This window comes from Nocardia vinacea (assembly GCF_035920345.1).
Classification (GTDB): domain Bacteria; phylum Actinomycetota; class Actinomycetes; order Mycobacteriales; family Mycobacteriaceae; genus Nocardia; species Nocardia vinacea_A.
Window position 1 is genome coordinate 3,506,139 of the sequence record NZ_CP109149.1, and the last position, 20,536, is coordinate 3,526,674.

At 66.6% G+C, this 20,536-nt stretch carries 17 protein-coding genes; 10 read left to right on the top strand and 7 right to left on the bottom strand.

Going from position 1 to position 20,536, the window contains the following annotated elements:
- The first annotated feature begins 115 nt into the window (after nt 1–115).
- A complete protein-coding gene (gene hrpA / locus OIE68_RS16365) occupies nt 116–4,312 on the top strand; it encodes an ATP-dependent RNA helicase HrpA (RefSeq protein WP_327100211.1) in 4,197 nt (1,398 codons plus the stop codon).
- 290 nt (nt 4,313–4,602) lie between these two features.
- Nucleotides 4,603–4,827: a hypothetical protein gene (locus tag OIE68_RS16370; protein ID WP_327100212.1), complete on the top strand. Its 225-nt coding sequence runs from the start codon at nt 4,603–4,605 to the stop codon at nt 4,825–4,827.
- Between the two features lie 8 nt (nt 4,828–4,835).
- Here OIE68_RS16370 and nrdR read toward each other — a convergent pair whose 3' ends face one another.
- From nrdR to OIE68_RS16385, 3 genes are all read right to left on the bottom strand, one after another.
- Nucleotides 4,836–5,312, bottom strand: a complete 477-nt coding sequence (gene nrdR / locus OIE68_RS16375) for a transcriptional regulator NrdR (protein WP_327100213.1) — start codon at nt 5,310–5,312, stop codon at nt 4,836–4,838.
- 175 nt (nt 5,313–5,487) lie between these two features.
- Entirely contained in the window at nt 5,488–6,741 is a 1,254-nt protein-coding gene (locus OIE68_RS16380; RefSeq protein WP_327100214.1) for a hypothetical protein, read from the bottom strand.
- Nucleotides 6,742–6,893: 152 nt separating this feature from the next.
- Nucleotides 6,894–7,334 carry a hypothetical protein gene (locus OIE68_RS16385; protein WP_327100215.1) on the bottom strand — a complete coding sequence of 147 codons (441 nt, stop codon included), beginning with the start codon at nt 7,332–7,334 and terminating at the stop codon, nt 6,894–6,896.
- Between the two features lie 226 nt (nt 7,335–7,560).
- Between OIE68_RS16385 and lexA the strand changes: the two genes are divergently transcribed.
- Nucleotides 7,561–8,271 (top strand): transcriptional repressor LexA, encoded by a 711-nt coding sequence (gene lexA / locus OIE68_RS16390; protein ID WP_419150713.1) that lies wholly within the window; start codon nt 7,561–7,563, stop codon nt 8,269–8,271.
- Nucleotides 8,272–8,298: 27 nt separating this feature from the next.
- On the opposite strand, the gene OIE68_RS16395 is transcribed toward lexA, so the two are convergent.
- Nucleotides 8,299–9,918 carry a carboxylesterase/lipase family protein gene (locus tag OIE68_RS16395; protein ID WP_327100216.1) on the bottom strand — a complete coding sequence of 540 codons (1,620 nt, stop codon included), beginning with the start codon at nt 9,916–9,918 and terminating at the stop codon, nt 8,299–8,301.
- 124 nt (nt 9,919–10,042) lie between these two features.
- On the opposite strand from OIE68_RS16395, the gene OIE68_RS16400 reads away from it, so the two are divergent.
- The 5 genes from OIE68_RS16400 to OIE68_RS16420 are packed head-to-tail and all read left to right on the top strand — an operon-like array spanning nt 10,043 to nt 15,320.
- Nucleotides 10,043–11,386 (top strand): cytochrome P450, encoded by a 1,344-nt coding sequence (locus tag OIE68_RS16400; RefSeq protein WP_327100217.1) that lies wholly within the window; start codon nt 10,043–10,045, stop codon nt 11,384–11,386.
- The gene (locus tag OIE68_RS16405) at nt 11,383–12,282 is read left to right on the top strand and encodes an alpha/beta hydrolase (protein ID WP_327100218.1); all 900 of its coding nucleotides are present in this window, start codon (nt 11,383–11,385) and stop codon (nt 12,280–12,282) included. The genes OIE68_RS16400 and OIE68_RS16405 overlap by 4 nt, the downstream gene beginning before the upstream one ends.
- Nucleotides 12,266–13,123, top strand: coding sequence for an SDR family NAD(P)-dependent oxidoreductase (locus OIE68_RS16410; RefSeq protein ID WP_327100219.1), 858 nt, complete (start codon nt 12,266–12,268; stop codon nt 13,121–13,123). The genes OIE68_RS16405 and OIE68_RS16410 overlap by 17 nt, the downstream gene beginning before the upstream one ends.
- Nucleotides 13,120–14,655: an NAD(P)/FAD-dependent oxidoreductase gene (locus OIE68_RS16415; protein ID WP_327100220.1), complete on the top strand. Its 1,536-nt coding sequence runs from the start codon at nt 13,120–13,122 to the stop codon at nt 14,653–14,655. Before OIE68_RS16410 ends, OIE68_RS16415 begins: the two co-directional genes overlap by 4 nt.
- Before the next feature lie 35 nt (nt 14,656–14,690).
- Nucleotides 14,691–15,320 (top strand): TetR/AcrR family transcriptional regulator, encoded by a 630-nt coding sequence (locus OIE68_RS16420; protein ID WP_327100221.1) that lies wholly within the window; start codon nt 14,691–14,693, stop codon nt 15,318–15,320.
- Here OIE68_RS16420 and OIE68_RS16425 read toward each other — a convergent pair.
- Both OIE68_RS16425 and OIE68_RS16430 read right to left on the bottom strand, forming a co-directional pair.
- On the bottom strand, nt 15,317–15,982 hold the full coding sequence (locus OIE68_RS16425) for a class I SAM-dependent methyltransferase (RefSeq protein ID WP_327100222.1): 666 nt from the start codon (nt 15,980–15,982) through the stop codon (nt 15,317–15,319). The genes OIE68_RS16420 and OIE68_RS16425 overlap by 4 nt on opposite strands.
- Before the next feature lie 86 nt (nt 15,983–16,068).
- Nucleotides 16,069–17,031, bottom strand: a complete 963-nt coding sequence (locus tag OIE68_RS16430; RefSeq protein WP_327100223.1) for a hypothetical protein — start codon at nt 17,029–17,031, stop codon at nt 16,069–16,071.
- Nucleotides 17,032–17,165: 134 nt separating this feature from the next.
- On the opposite strand from OIE68_RS16430, the gene OIE68_RS16435 reads away from it, so the two are divergent.
- Complete coding sequence (locus OIE68_RS16435; protein ID WP_327101696.1) at nt 17,166–17,810, top strand: formylglycine-generating enzyme family protein; 645 nt, start codon at nt 17,166–17,168, stop codon at nt 17,808–17,810.
- A 9-nt stretch (nt 17,811–17,819) separates the two neighbouring features.
- Here OIE68_RS16435 and OIE68_RS16440 read toward each other — a convergent pair whose 3' ends face one another.
- Nucleotides 17,820–19,355: an aldehyde dehydrogenase family protein gene (locus OIE68_RS16440; RefSeq protein ID WP_327100224.1), complete on the bottom strand. Its 1,536-nt coding sequence runs from the start codon at nt 19,353–19,355 to the stop codon at nt 17,820–17,822.
- 152 nt (nt 19,356–19,507) lie between these two features.
- On the opposite strand from OIE68_RS16440, the gene OIE68_RS16445 reads away from it, so the two are divergent.
- On the top strand, nt 19,508–20,536 hold the full coding sequence (locus OIE68_RS16445; protein WP_327100225.1) for an AraC family transcriptional regulator: 1,029 nt from the start codon (nt 19,508–19,510) through the stop codon (nt 20,534–20,536).

A 20,536-nucleotide genomic window follows, 5' to 3' on the forward strand; every position in this document is an offset into this window, starting at 1 on the left:
GGCGAGCCGAGCAGCGCGACAGCACAGTGTCGCCGGCCGCACCGCCGGTGTGCTGAACGGATGCCCACGCCCGACTCGGATTCGACGCGCCGGTTTCGCTACCCTGGTGAACGCAATGACCAGGACAGCCGACGTGAATCTTCGCGAGCTTCGGACCCGCCTGGCCGCCGTAACCCTCCGCGATGAACACCGGTTGCGCCGCAACCTGGACCGGGCCCGCGGCGGCGATCTCACCGGCATCACGGCCGAGATCGCGGCGGCCGAGCAGCGCGTCGAGGCCCGCCGCGCCGCGGTACCCGAAATCCGCTATCCGGAGCAGCTACCGGTCTCCGCACGCCGCGACGATATCGCCAAGGCGATCCTGGACAACCAGGTCGTCATCGTCGCCGGTGAGACCGGATCGGGTAAGACCACCCAGATTCCGAAGATCTGCCTGGAACTCGGCCGTGGCATCCGCGGCACCATCGGCCACACCCAGCCGCGCCGTCTGGCCGCGCGCACGGTCGCCGAGCGCATCGCCGAGGAGTTGGGCACCGAACTGGGCGATGTCGTCGGCTACACCGTGCGTTTCACCGACCATGCCTCGGATCGCACACTCGTCAAGCTGATGACCGACGGCATCCTGCTCGCCGAAATCCAGCGCGACCGGCTGCTGCGCCGCTACGACACGCTCATTATCGACGAGGCGCACGAACGCAGCCTCAATATCGACTTCCTGCTCGGCTACCTGAAGCAATTGCTGCCGCGCCGACCGGATCTCAAGGTGATCATCACCTCGGCGACCATCGATCCGGAATTGTTCGCCAGGCACTTTGCGCAGCAAACAAATGACCCGAGCGCGGACGATTCAGGGATTCCCGCACCGATTGTCGAAGTATCCGGCCGTTCCTATCCGGTCGAAATCCGGTACCGGCCGCTATCGCTGGAGCTACCCGTCGCCACCGATGACGACGACGAGGACACCCGGATCGTCGACCGCGACCCGGTCGACGCCATCGGTGACGCGGTGCGGGAACTCTTCGCCGAGGGCGACGGTGACGTGCTGGTCTTCCTATCCGGCGAACGCGAGATCCGCGACGCCGCGGATGCGTTGCGCGACCTACAGATTCCGCGCACCGAGATACTGCCGCTCTACGCGCGCCTGTCCACGGCCGAACAGCATCGCGTCTTCGCCCCGCATCCGGGGCGACGAGTTGTGCTGGCCACCAATGTCGCCGAGACCTCGCTGACCGTCCCCGGCATCCGCTATGTCGTCGATCCCGGCACCGCGCGCATATCACGCTATTCGATGCGCACCAAGGTGCAGCGCCTGCCCATCGAAGAGGTCTCGCAGGCCTCGGCGCGCCAGCGCGCGGGACGCTGTGGCCGCGTCGCCGACGGCATCTGCATCCGCCTGTACTCCGAGGACGATTTCGAATCCCGGCCCGCCTTCACCGAACCGGAGATCCTGCGGACCAATCTGGCCGCCGTCATTCTGCAGATGACCGCGCTCGGACTCGGCGATATCGAGAAGTTCCCCTTCGTGGAGGCGCCCGACCGCAGGGCTATTCGCGACGGTGTCGCGCTCCTGGAGGAATTGGGCGCGCTTGCACCGCGCGCAACCGCGAAACCCGCTCGGCAGCAGGCTGATTCAACGACGCAAGAAGTTGCCGCCACCGATAGCACTGGGCGAGCGGACCAGGTGCCGGACACGACATTGACGCTTACGCCTACCGGCCGCGAAATGGCACAGATACCGGTGGATCCGCGAATGGCGCGCATGCTGGTCGAAGCCCACCGCAATGGCGTGCTCGCCGATGTGCTGATCATTGTTGCCGCACTGTCCATTCAGGATGTGCGCGAACGTCCCGCGGACCATCAGCAGGCCGCGGACACCAAGCATGCCCGCTTCGTGGTCGACGGCTCGGATTTCCTGGCTTACCTGCGGTTGTGGGAGTACCTGACCGAACAGCGGAAGTCGCTGTCGTCCAATCAGTTCCGGCGCATGTGCCGGGACGAGTTCCTGCACTATCTGCGGATTCGGGAGTGGCAGGATCTGCACGGGCAGCTGCGGACGATCACGCGGGGGCTCGGGTGGTCGGCGAGCGGCGACGGTTCGGACGGCACCGAAAGCGGTTCGCGCCGTGAGCGATCCGCCGCGGATAGTCGCGATTCGGAACGTGGACAGCGCAAGTCCGATTCAGCTCGCGCGACGGCGAACCGCGGCCGCGACAACACCGACGCTTCGAAACCACCGGCCGCCGGAGACGATGGCACACCATGGGATTCGACCGCCATCCATCAGGCCCTGCTGGCGGGCATGCTCTCCCACATCGGCGTCCGTGAGGCCGAGACCCGCGAATTCCTCGGTGCCCGCAATGCCAAATTCATGATCTTCCCCGGATCTTCGATGGCGAAGAAGCCGCCCCGCTGGGTGATGGCGGCCGAACTGGTCGAAACCTCCCGGCTCTGGGGCCGGATGGCGGCGCGGGTGGAGCCGGAGTGGGCCGAGCGCCTGGCCGGAGATCTGGTGAAACGCACCTACTCCGAACCGCATTGGTCATCCAAGCGCGGCGCGGCGCGCGCCTATGAGCGGGTGACGCTGTACGGCGTACCGCTGGTGGTCAGCCGTGCCGTCGACTACGGCCGGATCGATCCGGAACTGTCGCGCGAGCTGTTCATCCGGCATGCTCTCGTACAGGGTGAGTGGCAGACCCGGCACGAATTCTTCCACCGCAATCGCGAACTCCTCGACGATGTCGCCGATTTGGAGCACCGCGCCCGCCGCCGCGACATCCTCGTCGACGATGAGGTGCTGTTCGAGTTCTACGACAAGCGCATCCCGGCCGATATCGTTTCGGTGCGCCACTTCGACAGCTGGTGGCGCACCGCGAAGCGCAAAGATCCCGCGCTGCTGGACTTCTCGACCGATACCGTGGTCAATGACGCCGCGGCGACGCTCGACCCGACCGCATTCCCGGACGCTTGGCGCCAGGGCGAGTTGAGCTTCCCGCTCACCTATCAATTCGAGCCGGGCAATGACGATGACGGTGTCACCGTGCGGATCCCGGTCGAGCAGCTGGCACATGTGCGTGCCGTGGGCTTCGACTGGCTGGTCCCCGGTATGCGCGACGAATTGGCCACCGCGCTGATCAAGACGCTGCCCAAGGCTCTGCGCCGCACCGTCGTTCCCGCACCGGACTTCGCCGCGGCCGCACTCGCCGCGCTCACGCCGCGCGCCGAGCCCCTGCGCACCGGCCTGGCCAGGGAGCTGTCGCGGCTCGGTTCGGTCACCATCGCACCGAGGGATCTCGACCCCGCCGCGCTTCCGGACCACCTGCGCATGACCTTCGCCGCGATCGCTGCCAGCGGTCAGGTGCTGGCGCGCGGGAAGAATCTCGCCCAGTTGAAAACCCAGCTGTCCGAGCAGGTTTCGGCCTCGGTCGCCCGCGCGACCGCGGGTGCGGAACGTGCCCCCGCCACCGTGTGGACCTCGGAATCACTGGGGACGGTCGAGCCGACGGTGCGCAGCGAGGTGGCCGGACAGACGGTCACCGGTTACCCGGCGCTGGTCCCCGAGGGCGAGGGTGTCGCGGTGCGCGTCCTGAGCTCCCCCGCCGAGCAGGCCGCCGCCATGCGGGCGGGCACGCGCGCACTGGTGTCGAGCGCCATTCCCACCTCGGTCCGCACCGTCACGGCGAGTCTGCCACCGCGGGATCGGCTTGCGCTGAGCCAGAATCCGTACGGCTCGCTCGACGCGCTCATCGAGGACTGCCGCGCCGCCGCCGCGGACGAACTGATCGCCGCCGCCGGTGGGCCGGTGCGCAGTCCGAGCCAGTTCGACGCTTTGGTCGCGAAGATCCGCCCCGACTTCGTGTCCGCCGTTGCCCGCATCGTACGCCTGGTAGTGCCGGTGTTGGCTGGGGCGCACCAGGTTTCATCCGCGCTCACCGACACCGCCGAACGCGATATCGCCGACGATGTCCGCCAGCAACTCGACGACCTGATCTTCCCCGGTTTCGTCTCGGAGTGGGGCAGCGCTCGGCTGCGCGAACTCCCCCGCTACCTGGCGGCCGCCCACACCCGCCTGGAGTCGCTACCCGGCTCCGCGGTCCGCGACCGCCAGGGCATGGTCGAAATCGACCGCGCACTCACCGCCTACGACCGCCTCGTCAATGCCCTGCCCGAAACCCGCAAGCACGCGCAAGATGTCACCGAAATCTGGTGGATGATCGAGGAATTCCGCGTCAGCCTCTTCGCCCAGAAGCTCGGGACGCCGTACCCGGTCTCCACCAAACGCATCGAAAAAGCCATCGCCGCCATCCGCCGCTGACCCACCGCAGCCGTGCGACGGCTGCCAGAGCGCACATCAGCACCCGTTTGTCGCGATCCGCACCCCTTGTGTGCGCCCCCAGGATGCGGATCCCCGGCAAAGGGGTGGCGACAGTTTCGAGGCGCTCGCTGAGCTCGCGAGAGCGCGCGGGACCGATAGTTCTGGGGGCGTGACCGGAGCGTGCGCGCGGCGATACAGTCGCCAGGACATGGTCGCATGCGCCGGTATCGCGGACGCAGACTGCGCGTCGGTTCGGCCGTCCGGCGCGAATCTCGAAAGAGGCATTCGCTATGCGGAAATCCCTCGCGCCGATCCTCACCGCCTGTGCCGTCGCGCTCGCCCCGATGGCGACCGCTTCCGCGGACACACAGGCACCACAGCCCGCGTCGGTGCGCACCGACACCGATGTGCTGCGACAGCTGGTTCGGCTGCTCGACACCGGATCGGTCACCATCTGCCCCGGACAGGCCATGGGCAGCTTCGGCTGCTCGTGCCCGCCGGGGATCTGCCTCTGACCACCGGATCAGTCGGCGGCGGCGGCGACCGTCGCTTCCTCGCGATGCTTGCGCAGGTCGGCGATTTCGCGTTCGAAATCGTCGGCGGAGGTAAAGGAGCGGTAGACCGAGGCGAAACGCAGGTAGGCCACCTCGTCCAGATCGCGCAGCGGGCCGAGGATTGCCAGGCCGACCTCGTGGCTGGGCACCTCGGGCGAACCCGTGGCGCGCACCGCGTCCTCCACCTGCTGGGCCAGCATGTTCAGGGCGTCTTCGGCGACCTCGCGGCCCTGGCAGGCGCGACGAACACCACGGATCACCTTCTCCCGGGAGAACGGTTCGGTGACGCCGCTGCGCTTGACCACGGATAGGATCGCGGTCTCGACGGTGGTGAATCGTCTCCCACACTGCGGGCAGGAACGCCGGCGGCGGATGGCCGCGCCTTCCTCGGCCTCACGCGAGTCGACGACCCGCGAGTCGGGGTGTCGGCAGTAGGGGCAATGCATCCGAGAGATCCTTCGTCGATGCGCGCGCCCGCGTCCGAATCGGCTCCGGTTCGCCAGTCCCGATCCGGCGAGCACGTGTACAGGGGTCTAGACCGATACGTCGATATCAGGTCCAGGATACCCGGGAGGGGTCACCAACCGTCTCACACGTCCCAACTACCCCGTCGACCGATGCTCAGCCGAGTTGCCACTGCGTCGTCAGATCGGCGATCAGATCCGGAATGCGCGCGATCATCCGGCCGTGCGCGAGCTTGCTCCAGAACGATTCACCCAGCACCACCTCGGCGAATGGCCGGTTGCTCTCCATATCGATGTGGCGCAGCACCAGATCGCGGGTGATGTAGGCCCAGCGGGTATCGCGGTCGGCCCAGTTGAAGTCCGGCAGCGGTGTGCGCAGCGAGACGGTGCGTCCCGCGATATCCGCGCTGACGGTGGCGGGCGCGAAAACACCGGGTGCGCGCACGCCGGGGACTGCGGGCTTGCCGGCCACCGTGCTCACATAGGTCATGACCCGGCCCATCGCGCCGCGGCCCGCCGAGGTGGCATCCCATTGGTCGGCGATGACACGGTTCTGCTCACGATCGGTCATCCGGATGAGCGCGTCCACATATCCGTCGCGGGTATTCGAATCGATCGACTGCCAGGCGGTGCGGATATCGGCATCGATCACCCCGGCCGCATACATTTCGTCGATTCCGGCCATCCCCAGTGCGGCATACGCCTCGTGCATCGGGACCAGATCGGTGAAGATGTGCTTCTGCATGATCATCAGCCGGGTCTGGTACCAAGCGACATCCTCGACGCTCAGCCGCGAACCCTCGGTGGCGAGCAGCCGGATATCGGCGGGCAACCCGGCCACCAATTCCGGTGGGGTGCCGCGCAACAGGTCGGCGACCGCGTCGCCGAGTTGATGGATGCCCGGTACGTCGAGCACCAGCCCGACATCGCTGAGGTCGAAGAACCCCGATGCGAAGGAGCCGCCCGCAATTCCGGCAAGGCCCGCCCACCAGTACTCCTGATGCTGGTTCGCCAGCCGGAAGTAGTTGACGTACACCTGGCAGAAGGTGCGCTGGTTGGCACGCACGCCGAGCGCCGGATCCCAGGCCGCGAGGTCGATATCGGCATTGCGGGTCGAGACCACCAGCCAATACTGGTGCAGCAGTGTGGCATAGCGGCTCGGCGCCACCCCAGCGGCCCTGGCCTGGTCGAGCGCCACACGCAACGTCGACTCGTCCAGCGGTAGTGCGGGATTCAGACCACCGCCGCCTGCCCCGTCTCCGTTGAGCGCGGGTAAATCCAGGTACGCCTCGTATGCGGGTGCCGCCTGTGCGGCCGGAATCATGGTGAGCCCGAAGATAAGACAGGCCAGCAGCCCGGCGATCCGGGCGAGCAGACGGACGGCGAGTGCGGCGGTGGAGCGATGCGTCATTGCGTGGTGTCCCGAAATCGATCGTCGGCAAGAGTTGCCTAGGTCACGTTTTCAGGCACAGTAACAACATGTTCTAGTTTGCAATCGACAATTTCGGCCACGCTTCGTGGCGGATCGACCGGTCGCCATCCGCCACACCGACTTTCGACGAGCTACCGCGGCACACCGACTCCCACGCCGTCCGGAACCGACTGCTGTTCGACCACAGCGGGCACCGTCGTCGAGGTCTCGCCGCCGAAAGTTCCGGCGCGCCAATGCGCCAACCCGATCAAAGCCGTCACCGCCAGCGCGCTCAGCAGCGCGGACACCGCGAGCACGGCGAAACCGACCTGCGCCTGTTCGATCCGCTCCATCGGATGCGGCCCCCGCGCCCGACGTAGTGCGGGCGTTCGAACAGGACCGCGGTCGTACAGCACCACCGCACCGTCGGGCCGAGTGTCGCGCGGACGCCGATCCGTCACGACGCGCGCGGACTCCAGGGCGCGCACGCCACCGCGATGCGGACGCTGCACGCGCGGAACGGATTCGAAGCCGAGATCGACGTCGGCCTCGTCCTCGAGGTCGGTGCTCAGGGCGCTGATCGCTGTGCTCATCGGACAAACCTCCGTGAAGGGGTGTTGGTGGCTGCTCAGGTATGTCACGAGACGATGGGGGTAGCTGTTCGATCAAATGTTCGAAGAACTTGTGTTCGATTTCTACCACGCTCAACCGACAAAGTCAGCAGAAAACGCCGACATGCCTCGAACAGATGTTTGATACATCGGCGTGACCGGACTAGATTCGGTAGACGAAATCAATGGACACAGAAGGGCGGTTGCGGTGAGCCACACAGACGACACGGGCAACGAGAGCGGAGTTGGCAACGACCCGTCCGGTATCGGGGCGGATCTCACCGTGCGTCAGCGCAAAGTTCTGGAGGTCATCCGCACCTCGGTGAGCGAGCGCGGCTACCCGCCGAGCATCCGCGAGATCGGCGATGCGGTCGGACTCACCTCCACCTCGTCGGTCGCCCATCAACTGCGCACCCTCGAGCGCAAGGGCTATCTGCGCCGCGACCCGAATCGCCCACGCGCCGTTGACGTTCGCGGTCTCGACGAGGCGGTGCGCGCGGTGACCAGCCTGCCCACCACCGAGGATGTCGAGACCGGCAGGCCGGTCCCGACCTTCGTGCCCGTCCTGGGCCGGATCGCCGCCGGTGGCCCGATCCTGGCCGAGCAGGCGGTGGAGGATGTCTTCCCGCTGCCGCGCGAACTGGTCGGCGACGGATCGCTGTTCCTGCTCAAGGTCGTCGGTGAATCGATGGTCGACGCCGCGATCTGCGATGGTGACTGGGTGGTCGTGCGCCAGCAGAATGTCGCCGATAACGGCGATATCGTGGCCGCGATGATCGAGGGCGAGGCGACGGTGAAGACGTTCAAGCGCACCGGCAAGAATGTCTGGCTCATGCCGCACAATCCGCTGTTCGAACCGATTCCGGGTAATGACGCGCAGATCCTCGGCAAGGTCGTCACGGTCATCCGCAAGATCTGACCCCAGTTTCGCGTGATCTGGCCCAGCTCAGCGCGGCAGCATAGGTTTCCAGAAGTCGGCTCGGTGGTCGGCGGCGTAGGAGTCGATGAGCCGGTTTCCGCTGGGCCGGAAAGACATGACCAACGGTGCGGCCGGGTCGTAGGCCGGGATCGGTTCGAGACCGGCCGGATCCGGGCGCGCTTCGATGGTGAATCGGGTCCAGTACCTTCGCATCTCGGCGGCGAGGCGCTGTTGGTCCGGTGTCTGGACGGCGCCGTAGAGCCAGCCGAGGTCGCGCAGGCTCCACAGTGACGCCAATTCGCTGGCGTGATATGCGCCCAGCGGGAAGGTATTCGGCGGGCCGAGCGGCGCCGGGTCGTCGAAGGAGTAGGTGTAGGTGGGCGTGCGCGGTCCGAGCCCGTCGTATTCGACTACCAGCATGGTGAGGAACCGATCGGTCCAGGCGCGTGACAGTGCGAGTGCGGGCTCCGGATAGGCGGCGACCGGATACGTCAGTTCGACGCGGTCGAGTTGCTCCGGCGTCAGGTCGGGCATGGCGGCGGACAGTGCGTCGCGGTATCCGGCGGCAGTCAGCGGCCTGCCAAGGGGCACACCGTATTTCATGTACACCCATAGTGACATCTCGTCGTTGTTCGCCCCGACGAGCGTGGGCACATCGGCGAAAGCGCCGTTGCGCACGGCCGCCTGTGGCCCGGACGGCAGGAACCGGCCCCCGAATACCGTTGCGGTGATGGAATCGTTCACCAGCGTATCGACAGGCAGCGCGCGCAGGCACGCCGCGGTATCGGGTCCGGCGCACCCGATACGTGCGGCGTACGCGTCACCATCGGCCATCGCCGTCGCGGCGGGCACACCGGGGCTGCACGGTCCGCTCTCCATGATCGCGGCCCGGAACAGCCCGCGCGAGCTAGGCGCGGCCATCTGGGTGCATACAGAGGTCGCACCGGCCGATTCGCCCGCCAGCGTCACGCGCTCCGGATCACCACCGAATGCCGCGATATTGCGCCGCACCCAGCGCAATGCGGCCTGCTGATCCAGATAGCCGTAATTCCCGGCCCCGGCGCCTTCATCGAGCGCAGAGGCGGCGAGGAAACCGAGCGTGCCGAGCCGGTAGTTGATCGTGACCACGATCAGATCACCGTCCCCGTGCGCGATCAGCGGCTCGGCGCCGTAGACGTCGCCGGAGCCGGTGACAAAACTGCCGCCGTGGATCCAGACCAGCACCGGTAGCCCACCACCGTCGGCGGGCAGGTTGCGCGGCGTCGAAACATTCAGATACAGACAATCTTCCGACTTCGTCGGGTTCGCACCGACCACCCCGAAAAAGTCGTTGTCCTGCGGGCAGCTCGGCCCGGCCACGGTGGCATCCCGAACACCGGGCCACGGTGCGGCCGGAGCCGGGGGCCGCCACCGCAACTCACCTACCGGCGGGGCCGCATAAGGAATGCCCGCGAACAGTCGATGCTCCGCGGCCACGATGCCGCGCAACTCACCGGTCTCGACGGTGACGAGATCTGCGGCGACCGGCTCGGCGGGCGCCGGTCCGGCCACACCGATCAGCACGATGACGGCCGCGGGGATAGCGAACCAACCCCGAGCTGTGCCGCGAAACCAGCCTCCCGTTGTCACCCGACGATGCTTGCGCACGCGCCCACGCTAACTACCTGCACCGCCGCAGCGGGCGGCAATTCCGAAAGTGACCCTTGCCACACGCGGTACGTGAGCGTACCGTTGTGTTGGTACGAAGATGTACCACGCTGGGAGGTGCCGTATGACCACGGTGAAATTGCCCGACGGGCCGACGAGTCCGGCCTTCTTACAGGCCATCGAGGTGATGGCGAGCCGCACCCGCGCATGGCGCAGATTGCACCAGCGGTACGGCTCGGCATTCACGGTCTACCTACCGCGCTTCGGGCGGATCGTGGTGCTGTCCGAGCCGGCCGAGGTGAAGGCGCTGTTCACCGCGAGCTCCGACGTGGCCGATAACGTCGATATCAATCTCGGGCAGTTCCTGGGTCCCGGCTCACTGTTCGCGCTGCGCGGCGCCGAACATCGTAAGCAGCGAAAATTGCTCACTCCGCCGTTCCACGGTCGTCGCCTCGCGGTGTACGAGACGCTGATCGAGGAGGAGACGGTGCGCGAGCTGGCCACCTGGCCGCAAGGCCGGGAGTTCGCGACGATGGACTCGATGATGCGGATCACCCTGAATGTGATCTTGCGCGCCGTATTCGGCGCCGAGGGCAAGGAATTCGACGAACTGCGCGAGCTGCTGCCCAAACTGGTGCTGGTCGGATCGGCGCTCGCGGCACTGCCGGTGCCGCAAAGGTTCTTGGGGCGGTACGGTCCATGGGCCCGCTTCGCCGCACACCGCCGCAACTACGACGAGATCGTCGGCAGGCTCATCGACCGCGCCGCCGCCGATGAGCACCTCGCCGACCGCGACGATGTGCTGGCGATGATGCTGCAGGCCCGCTACGACGACGGCACCGCGATGACCCGCAGCGAGATCGCCGACGAACTGCTCACCCTGCTCACTGCCGGTCACGAAACCACGGCGACCACCCTGTCGTGGACCGTCGAGCGGCTGCGCAGACATCCGGAAGTGTTGCGGCGCTTGGTCGACGAGGTCGACGAAGGCGGTTCGGCACTGCGTGAGGCCACCCTGCTGGAGGTGCAGCGGGTGCGTCCGGTCATCGACTCGACGGTCCGCAAGATCCGCGCGGAGTCGATGCAGCTGGGTCGGTGGACGCTGCCCGAAGGGCAGAATGTGCTGGTCAGCATTCGGCTCATGCACGACAACGAGGAGCTGTTCCCGAATGCCCGCGCTTTCGATCCGGATCGTTTCGTCGGTGTCCGGCCGGGGACCTTCAGCTGGATTCCGTTCGGCGGCGGCGCCCGGCGTTGCATCGGTGCGGCCTTCGCCACTATGGAGATGAATGTCGTATTGCGCACGCTGCTGCGGGATTTCACGCTCGAGCCGACCGACGCGCCCGATGAGCGCACGCACTTCCGCGGTGTCGCGCTGGTGCCCGCGAAGAAGGGCCGCGCCGTGGTGTACCGCCGCGTGCCCCGGCCCATCACGGCCGAGGCCAGGGCCGAACAGGTGACGGCATGAGCGAGCATTTCGCCGATGTGGGCCACGGCGTCACCCTCGCCTACGATCGCCTCGGTGACGGCGGCACCCCGTTGCTGCTCGTCGCCGGACTCGGTCAGCAACTGCACGACTGGCCCGACGGTCTCTGTGAACTGCTCGTCGCGCGCGGCTACGACGTCATCCGCTTCGACAATCGTGATGTCGGCAGGTCGACGCACTTCGACTTCCCGCCGCCTGGCCCGCTCGATTTCCTGCGAAAGCGTTGGCACACAGCGCAATACGACCTCTCGGATATGGCCGACGACACGGTTGGTCTGCTCGATGCCTTGGAGCTGAGCTCCGCGCATGTGGTCGGGATGTCGCTCGGCGGGATGATCGCGCAGACGGTCGCCGCCCGCTATCCGGCCCGGGTCACCTCGCTGACCTCGATCATGTCGACCACGGGTGCGGCACGGGTCGGGCGTCCGGCCCTGTCGACCTGGCGGCTGATGTTCGGCCGACCGGCCCGCACCCGGATCGAACACATCGACCGCTCGGTGCGCATGTACCGCCACATCTGCTCGCACGGCTATCCGTTCGACGAGCAGGCGGTGCGCGCCGCTGCGGCGACGACCTGGGACCGCGATCCCCATCCGGCACCGGGCGTCGGCCGTCAACTCGCCGGCATCCTCAAATCCGGTGACCGCACCGCGGAACTCGCCACCGTCGTCGCCCCGACGCTGATCCTGCACGGTGACCGCGACCTGATGGTGAATCCGACCGGCGGCACCGTCACGGCGAGCGCCATTCCGGGTGCGCGGCTGCACACCCTGCCCGGCATGGGCCACGACCTGCCCGTCGGCGTCCGGCAGACGCTCACCGACCTCATCGACACCCATATCCGCACCGCCAGGAGCACCGATGCCCCGCACCGCTAGGCCGCTGTCCGGCCGTCCCGCCATGATCACCGGCGCCGCCTCCGGCATCGGTCGCAGTCTCGCCCAATTGCTTTCGCGCCGTGGGTCGCCCGTGGCGATCGCCGATATCGACGAGGTCGGCCTGAAGCAGACGGCCGCCACCCTGACCGGTCCGGTGCTCATCCGCGTGCTCGACGTCCGCGATGCCGCCGACCAACTCGCCTTCGCCGCCGAGGTCGAGGACTGGCTGACCGAACCGTTGGCGGCGGTATTCAACAATGCCGGTGTGGCGGTGAGCTCGTCGGTACTGGACGCGGTTCCGGAAGACGATGAATGGCTGCGGCAGATCAACTTCGACGGCGTGGTCAATGGCACCCGCGCGTTTCTGCCCATCCTTGTCGAACAGGACCAGGGCGTCATCGTGAATACCTCCAGCGTATTCGGACTGCTCGGCATGCCGAATCAAAGTGCTTACTGCGCAGCCAAATTCGCGGTGCGTGGATTCACCGACGCACTGCGCCAGGAACTTCGGGGCACCGGGGTATCCGCGGTGAATGTGCACCCGGGAGGTATCACCACCAACATCGCGCGCAATGCCCGGATGCGCAAAGACCCCGAGGGCCTCGGCCGTTCGCATGAGCAGATGGCGGCGGAGTTCGAGGCGATCACGTTGACCTCGCCGGACAAGGCGGCCGAAATCATCTGTCGCGGAGTCGAACGCGGAAAGTCGCGCATTCTGGTCGGGCCGGATGCCTACGTGTTCGACGCACTCGCACGCATAGCGCCGACTCACTACTACGACATATTCGCGGTGCTGGAGCGGCAGCTGCGGGCCCGCGCGAAGGCGGGAGTGACGGTATGAAAGCATCGGGCAGCGATTCGATGAGGGGTGGTGGCCGGGAGACGGGTGGGCCAGAGCATTTCGATGTGCTGATCATCGGTGCCGGTCTCTCCGGTATCGGCGCGGCGCACCATCTGCAGACGGCCTTCCCCAAGCGCAGCTACGCAATTCTGGAGGCGCGCACGGCAATCGGGGGCACCTGGGATCTGTTCCGCTATCCGGGGGTGCGTTCGGATTCCGATATGCACACCCTCGGTTACCGTTTCCGACCATGGACACAGGCCGCGGCCATCGCCGACGGGCCATCTATCCTCGACTACATCCGTGATACCGCGTCCGAAGCCGGTATCGATCGCCGAATCCGCTTTGGGCACAAGGTCATCGGCGCATCCTGGTCGACCGAGGCGGCGCAGTGGACGGTGACGGCGGAACACGACGGCACCACCTCGACATACACCTGCGGCTTCCTGTACGTGTGCAGCGGTTACTACCGCTACGACCACGGCTACACCCCCGGGTTCGCCGGAATCGAGGATTTCCGTGGGCAACTCGTACACCCGCAGCAGTGGCCCGCCGACCTGGACTATGCGGGTAAGCGAGTCGTCGTGATCGGCAGCGGGGCCACCGCGGTGACCCTGGTTCCGGCCATGGCCGAGACGGCAGCCCAGGTGACCATGCTGCAGCGCTCCCCCACCTACATCATGTCCGTGCCCACCGAGGACGCGGTGGCGATCCGCCTGCGCGAACGGCTCGGACCCCAGCGGGCCTACACGATCACCCGCTGGAAGAACGTGCTGATCGGCACGCTCATCTACCAACTCAGCCAGCGTCGTCCCCGCATGATGCGCGACTTCATCCGCAAGCAGACAGCCGCGCAACTGCCGACCGGATACGAGGTGGACGTCCACTTCAAACCGACCTACAACCCGTGGGATCAGCGGCTCTGCCTGGTGCCGGACGGGGATCTCTTCCATGCGATCCGGGCCGGGCGCGCCGCCGTGGTCACCGACCGCATCGAGAAGTTCACCAGCGACGGCCTGCGTCTGGCCTCGGGCGCCGACCTTCCTGCCGATATCGTGGTGACGGCCACCGGTTTGCAATTGCTCGCCTTCGGCGGGATCGAATTCAGCGTCGACGGCCGGGCCATCCCACTGCCCGAAACCATGGCCTACAAGGGGATGATGCTGAGCGGCGTCCCCAACTTCGCCTTCACCATCGGCTACACCAATGCGTCCTGGACGTTGAAGGCGGATCTGGTGGGCGAATTCGTGTGCCGGTTGCTGCGGCATATGGACGACAACGGCTATGACCAGTGCACGCCGTGGCCGGATCCGAGTATCGCCCCGGAGCCCCTGCTGAACTTCCGATCCGGCTACGTCCAGCGCTCCATCGACCACTTTCCCAGGGCCGGATCGCGACGGCCCTGGCGATTGGGTATGAACTACGCCCACGACGTGCTCGCACTGCGCCACGGACGGCTCGAGGACGGCACCATCCGGTTCGCGAGCCGGGCCGCCGCACCCGATCATATTCCGGTGCGTGTGAGGTCATGATCGCAGTGGCGGCGGGGCGAACTAACCTGATTCTCGTGACCCGCGCCGAGCCCACCGCCAGTATCACCACCGAGGCCACGCCGGAATCCGCATTCCGGCGTCGGCTCCTCGATGCGATGGCCGAGGCCGTGCGTGATCGCGGTTATCGCGAAACGACCGTGGCCGATGTGGTCCGCAACGCGCGCACGTCCCGTCGTACCTTCTACCAACATTTCGACAGCAAACAGGACTGTTTCATCGCGCTGCTCGCCGAGCGCAACAATGAGACGATCCAGCAGATCTACGATGCCGTCGATCCGGCCGCGCCCTGGCGCACCCAGGTCCGGCAGGCTATCGAGGCCTGGATCCACGCATCCGATCAGGACACGTCGATCACCCTCGCCTGGATTCGGGACATCCCCGCGCTCGGCGACGCCGCCCGCCAGGTCCAGCACGACGCGGGCGAGGCCTTCATCAATCTGATCCAAAGCCTCACCGCCACACCGGGATTCGAGGCGCCCGGACTGCATCCGCCGACGCGTCAGATGGCGACCATCCTCTACGGTGGTTACCGCGAACTCATCGCCTCCACGGTCGAAGCGGGCAAGGACATCCGCGACATCATCGACGTCGCCGTCGATACGGCCATCGCCCTGGTCGGCCCGCGCTACGAGCCGCCGGGCTAGTCCTTCACGGCCGTGAACTGTGCCAGCGCGCCATTGCACACCAGCTCGGCCTCGCGCAGGCCCGCCGCGGCGATCCAACCCGACAGCTCGGCCGCGGTACCGGACGGACCGAATACGCCCATCGTCCGCATCACCCGCATGTGCAAGTCGAAACGCGGCCGGACTCCGCGCACCACACAACTGCCGACCAGCCGTCCACCCGGCGCGAGCACCCGGGCGAGCGAGGCGACCGCGGCGGCCGGATCCGGCATACAGTGCAGGCCTGCAAAACTCACCACTAGATCGAATTCGCCGGTGGCAAAGGGCAGGTCGACCACATCCGCGCGCACATAGTCGATACCGGACAACCCGGCGCGCTCGGCCGCGCGACGCGCCGCCCCGAGCTGATCATCCGAAATGTCCGCGGCCACATAGCGGAGCTTGCGATCGGGTGCGAGTCGACGCAGGGTCACGCCGCCGCCGACCGGCAGATCAAGCAGCGCGGAACCCTCCGGCAGTTGGTTGACGACATCCATCGCCGCATACATCCGACGGGTGTCACAGCCCCACATCACCTGTCCGGCGGGCCGGGCCACCTGCGGATGGTCGAGCACGAAGTCGTATACCGGAGCCCCGAGATTTCCCCAGACTCTGCTCTGCCACACTTCACGGACGTCGGGCACTGTCGTCTCCTCTTCGCGCGGTGGGAGTCCAGGCTAGGCCGGAGGTCATCGGCGCGCCAAGGCTTTCGCCGATACGCTCTGCTTCGTCAGCGCGGCAGCTGCGGCAGCACGGCGGCCGCGACAGCGCGGGTCACCGCAGGCTTCGGGCTCTGCACCGTGACAATCGGCACGAGGCGTGCGCTGCGGCGGTCCTGCACACCCGAGAATTCTTCTCCGACAACGAGATCGACGACCGTATCGCCGTGACGTTCGTACTCGAAACCGGTGTACCTGTCGTACTCCTGCTGCCGCGCCTGCACGGGAATCGTTGCGCGCTCACGGTATTCGAAGCCGATCTCGACTCGGGCACCGTCCGCCGTCAGGGTGCACTTGTCGTTCATCTGCCCCTCCCAGGTGAATTCGACGCGATGGTCGGGCTCGAGGTGGGGAACAACCACGCAGGGCGTGGCCATACCGGTGAGGGCAGTGATCGCGGTGTCAGGTGAGGTGCCCTGTTTCGGTTGCCGCGCGACATTGGCCAGCATGCTGCGCACCAGTGGTTCCCCCGGTGAACAGGCTTGTGTGCCGGACGCCGTCGATACCGTCAGGATCGCCTGCACGGACGTTCCGTAGGGAATGAAATAGTCGCAGCCGTTCTCCCCCAGCTCGGCGCGTTCCTGCGACGACAGGCCCGTATAGCGGTCGGCGCGGTGTACCTGCTTACCGTCGATCTCCACGACCTCTGCCTGCCTGGGCGACCTGGACAGCCACGTCGGGCCGATGAACCACATCACCTCGGCGCCACCCCGCTCGGGCCCACCGCCGACCACGGCGTCACAGACCGACGGACCACTCGAGACTCCGACCTGGAGATCATTGCCCAGCGACGCCAATAGCTGCCGGTCGACCAACGCACACGGATCGATGGCCCGACTCCAGGTCAGCGCCTCCTGACGCGACTGCGGCACGTCAACAATGTTGGGCGACAACGCATCCCGTGACGACGGCTGACTCTGACACGCCGCGACCGCGATCAACAGCGCACCGACCAGCGCCACCCGACGATGCACGGAAACCTTTTCTCCCTCGGCCGATCGAATGCCGCGTCACCGTACCAGAAATCCACAACCCGCCCTGGTCGTCGCGGCGCCGCAAGGCGATACGCATGCACTACGATCAGCTAGCCATGCGTGCGGAAATCGAGATGGTCGCGCTTCCCGCGGGGCGGGTGACGCTGTCGGATCGGCGGACCCAGCGGAGTTGGGTGGTCGAGGTGGCGGGCTTTCGGCTGGCGGCGTCTTCGACTACCCAGTCGCAGTATGAGCAGGTCACCGGTGAGCTGCCGAGTGCCGCTCGGGGTGACCGGCTGCCGGTCGAGGGTGTCTCGTGGTTCGATGCGATCCGGTTCTGCAATGGCCTGTCATTGGAGGCGGGTTTGCCGCCCGCGTATCGCGTGCACGACGACGAGGTCGAGTGGGATGCCGATAGCGACGGGTACCGGCTGCCGACCGAGGCCGAGTGGGAGTATGCGTGCCGGGCGGGTACTTCGGGGCCGCGATATGGCGAGCTCGACGAAATCGCCTGGTATCGGGGGAATTCCGCAGAGCAGGTGCACGAGGTCGGCGGCAAGCTGCCCAACGCCTGGGGCCTGTACGACATGCTCGGCAACGTCTGGGATTGGTGCTGGGACATTTACGACGCCCAGGTGTACGACTCGTATCGGGTGCTACGCGGTGGCGGCTGGTCCGACGAGAAGTGGAGTTGCCGAGCCTCGGTGCGACGGCGCAGCCATCCGACCTACCGGATCGACGATGTCGGATTCCGGGTCGCGCGTTCGATATTCGCCTGAGCGGTCGCCTTATCGCTTGCCGCCCAAGAACTTCGGCAGCTTGCGCCTGCCGCGCCCGTCGAGCGCACGCATCAATCCTGCCACCACGCGCAAGCGCCCACGCGAGGCCGGATACCACATCAGCTCACGCTTCATCGCCGGTACGCGCGGCACCGTAATCGCTTGCTGGCGACAGTATTTCCGGATTCCGGCGGCCCCGCCCCACCGCGCGCCGATCCCGGAATCCTTCCACCCGCCCATCGGCAGCGCGAAGCTGAACAGATTCGCGAAAGCGTCGTTGACATTGACCGCACCGGCTTCCAGCCGCCGCGCCACCCGCTCGCCGCGCTTGCGGTCTCTTGTCCAGACCGTGGCCGAGAGCCCGTAGACCGAATCATTGGCCAGGCGCACCGCCTCGTCCTCGTCGGCGACCTTCAGCACCGGAATGGTCGGGCCGAATGTCTCCTCGCTGATGCACGCCATCGAATGGTCCACATCCACCAGCACGGTCGGTTCGAAGAAGGTGCCGACCCCGGTCGCCTTGCCACCGGTGGTGATCCGCGCACCCGCGGCCACCGCCTGCTCGACATGGCGTGCCACGATATCGCGCTGGGCCTCGGTCGCCATCGCCCCGATATCGAAAGCGAACCCGCGCCCGTCGTGTCCCTGCCGCAACTTGCGCACCTGTTCGGTCAGGCTGGTCACGAACTCGTCGTAGACCGGCGCCTCGACATACACCCGCTCGATCGAGATACAGACCTGACCGGAATTGAACAGTCCGCCATAGGCGATGCCCGCCGCGGCCCGCTCGATATCAGCATCCGCGAGGACGATCGCCGGATCCTTGCCGCCGAGTTCCAGGCTGTACGGGGTCAGGGTCGCCCCGCAGGCGGCGGCGATCGCCTTACCGGTCTTGGTGGACCCGGTGAACTGGACATAATCCACCGCCTCGACAACCGCGCGGCCGGTATCTCCGCGCCCGGTCGACACCGCGAAGATCGGCGGCGCACCGATCTCGGCCCACCCGCGCGCCAGCGCGACCGCACTCAACGGCGTGACCTCCGACGGCTTGACCAGCACCGCGGCACCAGCCATCAGCGCGGGCAGCGCATCGAAGCACACATTGAGCAGCGGAAAGTTCCACGGCGTAATGATCCCGACCACTGGATGCGGCCGATATGTCTTGACCAGTCGCTTGGTCCGGCCGAGCGGACTGTGCGGAGCCGGATGCTCATCGAGCAGGAATTTCGCGGCATTGCGCGCCCAGTATTTGATCAGATTGACCGCAGCGGGCACCTCGATCTCCGCGTCGTAGCGGGTCTTACCGGTTTCGGACTGGACCACATCGGTGAGCTCGTCGGAATTATCGATCAGCCAATCCTGCAGCCGAAACAGCCATTCGGCGCGCTTATCCGGACCGATCGCCTCCCATTCCGGCTGGAACAGGCGCAATTCGCGCACTGTCGCGGCCACCGACGCACTCGATTCGTCGGGCACCCGGCCGGTGACGCTGCCGTCGGCCGGATTGCGTACCTCGATCTCGACCTGCTGTTCCGCCGTACTCATCCGGCTCACCTCCTGTGCTGTGCCCCACCCTCCAGCGTGGCATTTCCGCCGGCGTGGCACCGGGTGTTCCGATTTTCCTGCGATGGAGAAGAAAGGATTGATATCTTCCGCCAATAGCAAGACGCGACCGGCTTCGACGAGGATGCAGTTCAGTGTTCGATTGGGATCTCCTGCGTAGTACATCCAGCGTGCATGTGCTGATGCAACTGGCGCAGGAACGCGGCATGTCGCCGGAAGTCTGTCTAGAGGGCACGAAGCTGGCGCCCGAGGCGGTAAGCGATCCCGATGCCGAAGTGACGGCGCGGCAAGAGGTGCGCGTCGTGCGGAATCTGCTCGCGCGATGCGGCGCTGAACCCGGATTGGGCGTCGAGGCCGGGAACCGCTATCACTTATCGCTGTACGGGCCATGGGGGCTGGCGCTGCTCAGCAGTCGCACGGTGCGCGAGGTGATCGAGGTTTCGCTGCGCTATGTCGATTCGGCCTTCGTGTTCGGTCGGTTGACCTTCGAGGAGGGACCGGCCGAGTCGCGGCTCATCTTCGACGATTCGGAGATTCCGGAGGATGTGCGCGCCTTCCTGACCGAGCGCGTCATCACCGGTATCCAGTCCATCGGCCGGGAACGGTTCTCCGCGGGTGTACCCGCCACCCGGATCAGCTTCCGCCATTCCGCTCCGGCGGATACGACGCGCTACCGCACCGTCTTCGGTGTCGAGCCGGAATTCGACGCGGCGGTCAACGAATTGGCCTTCGACAGTTCGTATCTCGATGTCGCGCTGCCGCAGGCCAACGAATGGGCGCGCGGGACATGCGAACAACTGTGCCGCGATCTGCTCACCGCCCGCCGCGCCCGCACCGGTATCGCCGGTTCGGTGCGTGACCTGCTGGTCCGGAATCCGGGTGAGATTCCGGACCAAATCGCCGTCGCCGCAGCGCTTTTCATGAGCCCGCGCACGCTGTCTCGCCGCCTGCGCGACGAAGACACCTCCTTCCGCAACCTCCTCGACGAGGTACGCCAGATGATGTCGGAGGAACTGCTCAGCCACACCGATATGACCACCGAACAGGTGGCCGCCCGACTGGGCTACGCCGAAGCCGCATCCTTCATCCGCGCCTTCCGCCGCTGGCAAGGCTGTCCGCCACAGGAATTCCGAGCCCGCGGGACACTCGTCGCAACCAGGTGA

Bases quoted from the DNA above. Each gene is read 5' to 3' on its own strand.
- OIE68_RS16435 (WP_327101696.1), top strand. From the start codon at position 17,166: ATGGTCGCGCTTCCCGCGGGGCGGGTGACGCTGTCGGATCGGCGGACC.
- OIE68_RS16410 (WP_327100219.1), top strand. From the start codon at position 12,266: ATGCCCCGCACCGCTAGGCCGCTGTCCGGCCGTCCCGCCATGATCACC.
- nrdR (WP_327100213.1), bottom strand. From the start codon at position 5,312: ATGCATTGCCCCTACTGCCGACACCCCGACTCGCGGGTCGTCGACTCG.
- OIE68_RS16405 (WP_327100218.1), top strand. From the start codon at position 11,383: ATGAGCGAGCATTTCGCCGATGTGGGCCACGGCGTCACCCTCGCCTAC.
- hrpA (WP_327100211.1), top strand. From the start codon at position 116: ATGACCAGGACAGCCGACGTGAATCTTCGCGAGCTTCGGACCCGCCTG.
- OIE68_RS16400 (WP_327100217.1), top strand. From the start codon at position 10,043: ATGACCACGGTGAAATTGCCCGACGGGCCGACGAGTCCGGCCTTCTTA.
- OIE68_RS16380 (WP_327100214.1), bottom strand. From the start codon at position 6,741: ATGACGCATCGCTCCACCGCCGCACTCGCCGTCCGTCTGCTCGCCCGG.
- OIE68_RS16385 (WP_327100215.1), bottom strand. From the start codon at position 7,334: ATGAGCACAGCGATCAGCGCCCTGAGCACCGACCTCGAGGACGAGGCC.
- OIE68_RS16440 (WP_327100224.1), bottom strand. From the start codon at position 19,355: ATGAGTACGGCGGAACAGCAGGTCGAGATCGAGGTACGCAATCCGGCC.
- OIE68_RS16370 (WP_327100212.1), top strand. From the start codon at position 4,603: ATGCGGAAATCCCTCGCGCCGATCCTCACCGCCTGTGCCGTCGCGCTC.
- OIE68_RS16415 (WP_327100220.1), top strand. From the start codon at position 13,120: ATGAAAGCATCGGGCAGCGATTCGATGAGGGGTGGTGGCCGGGAGACG.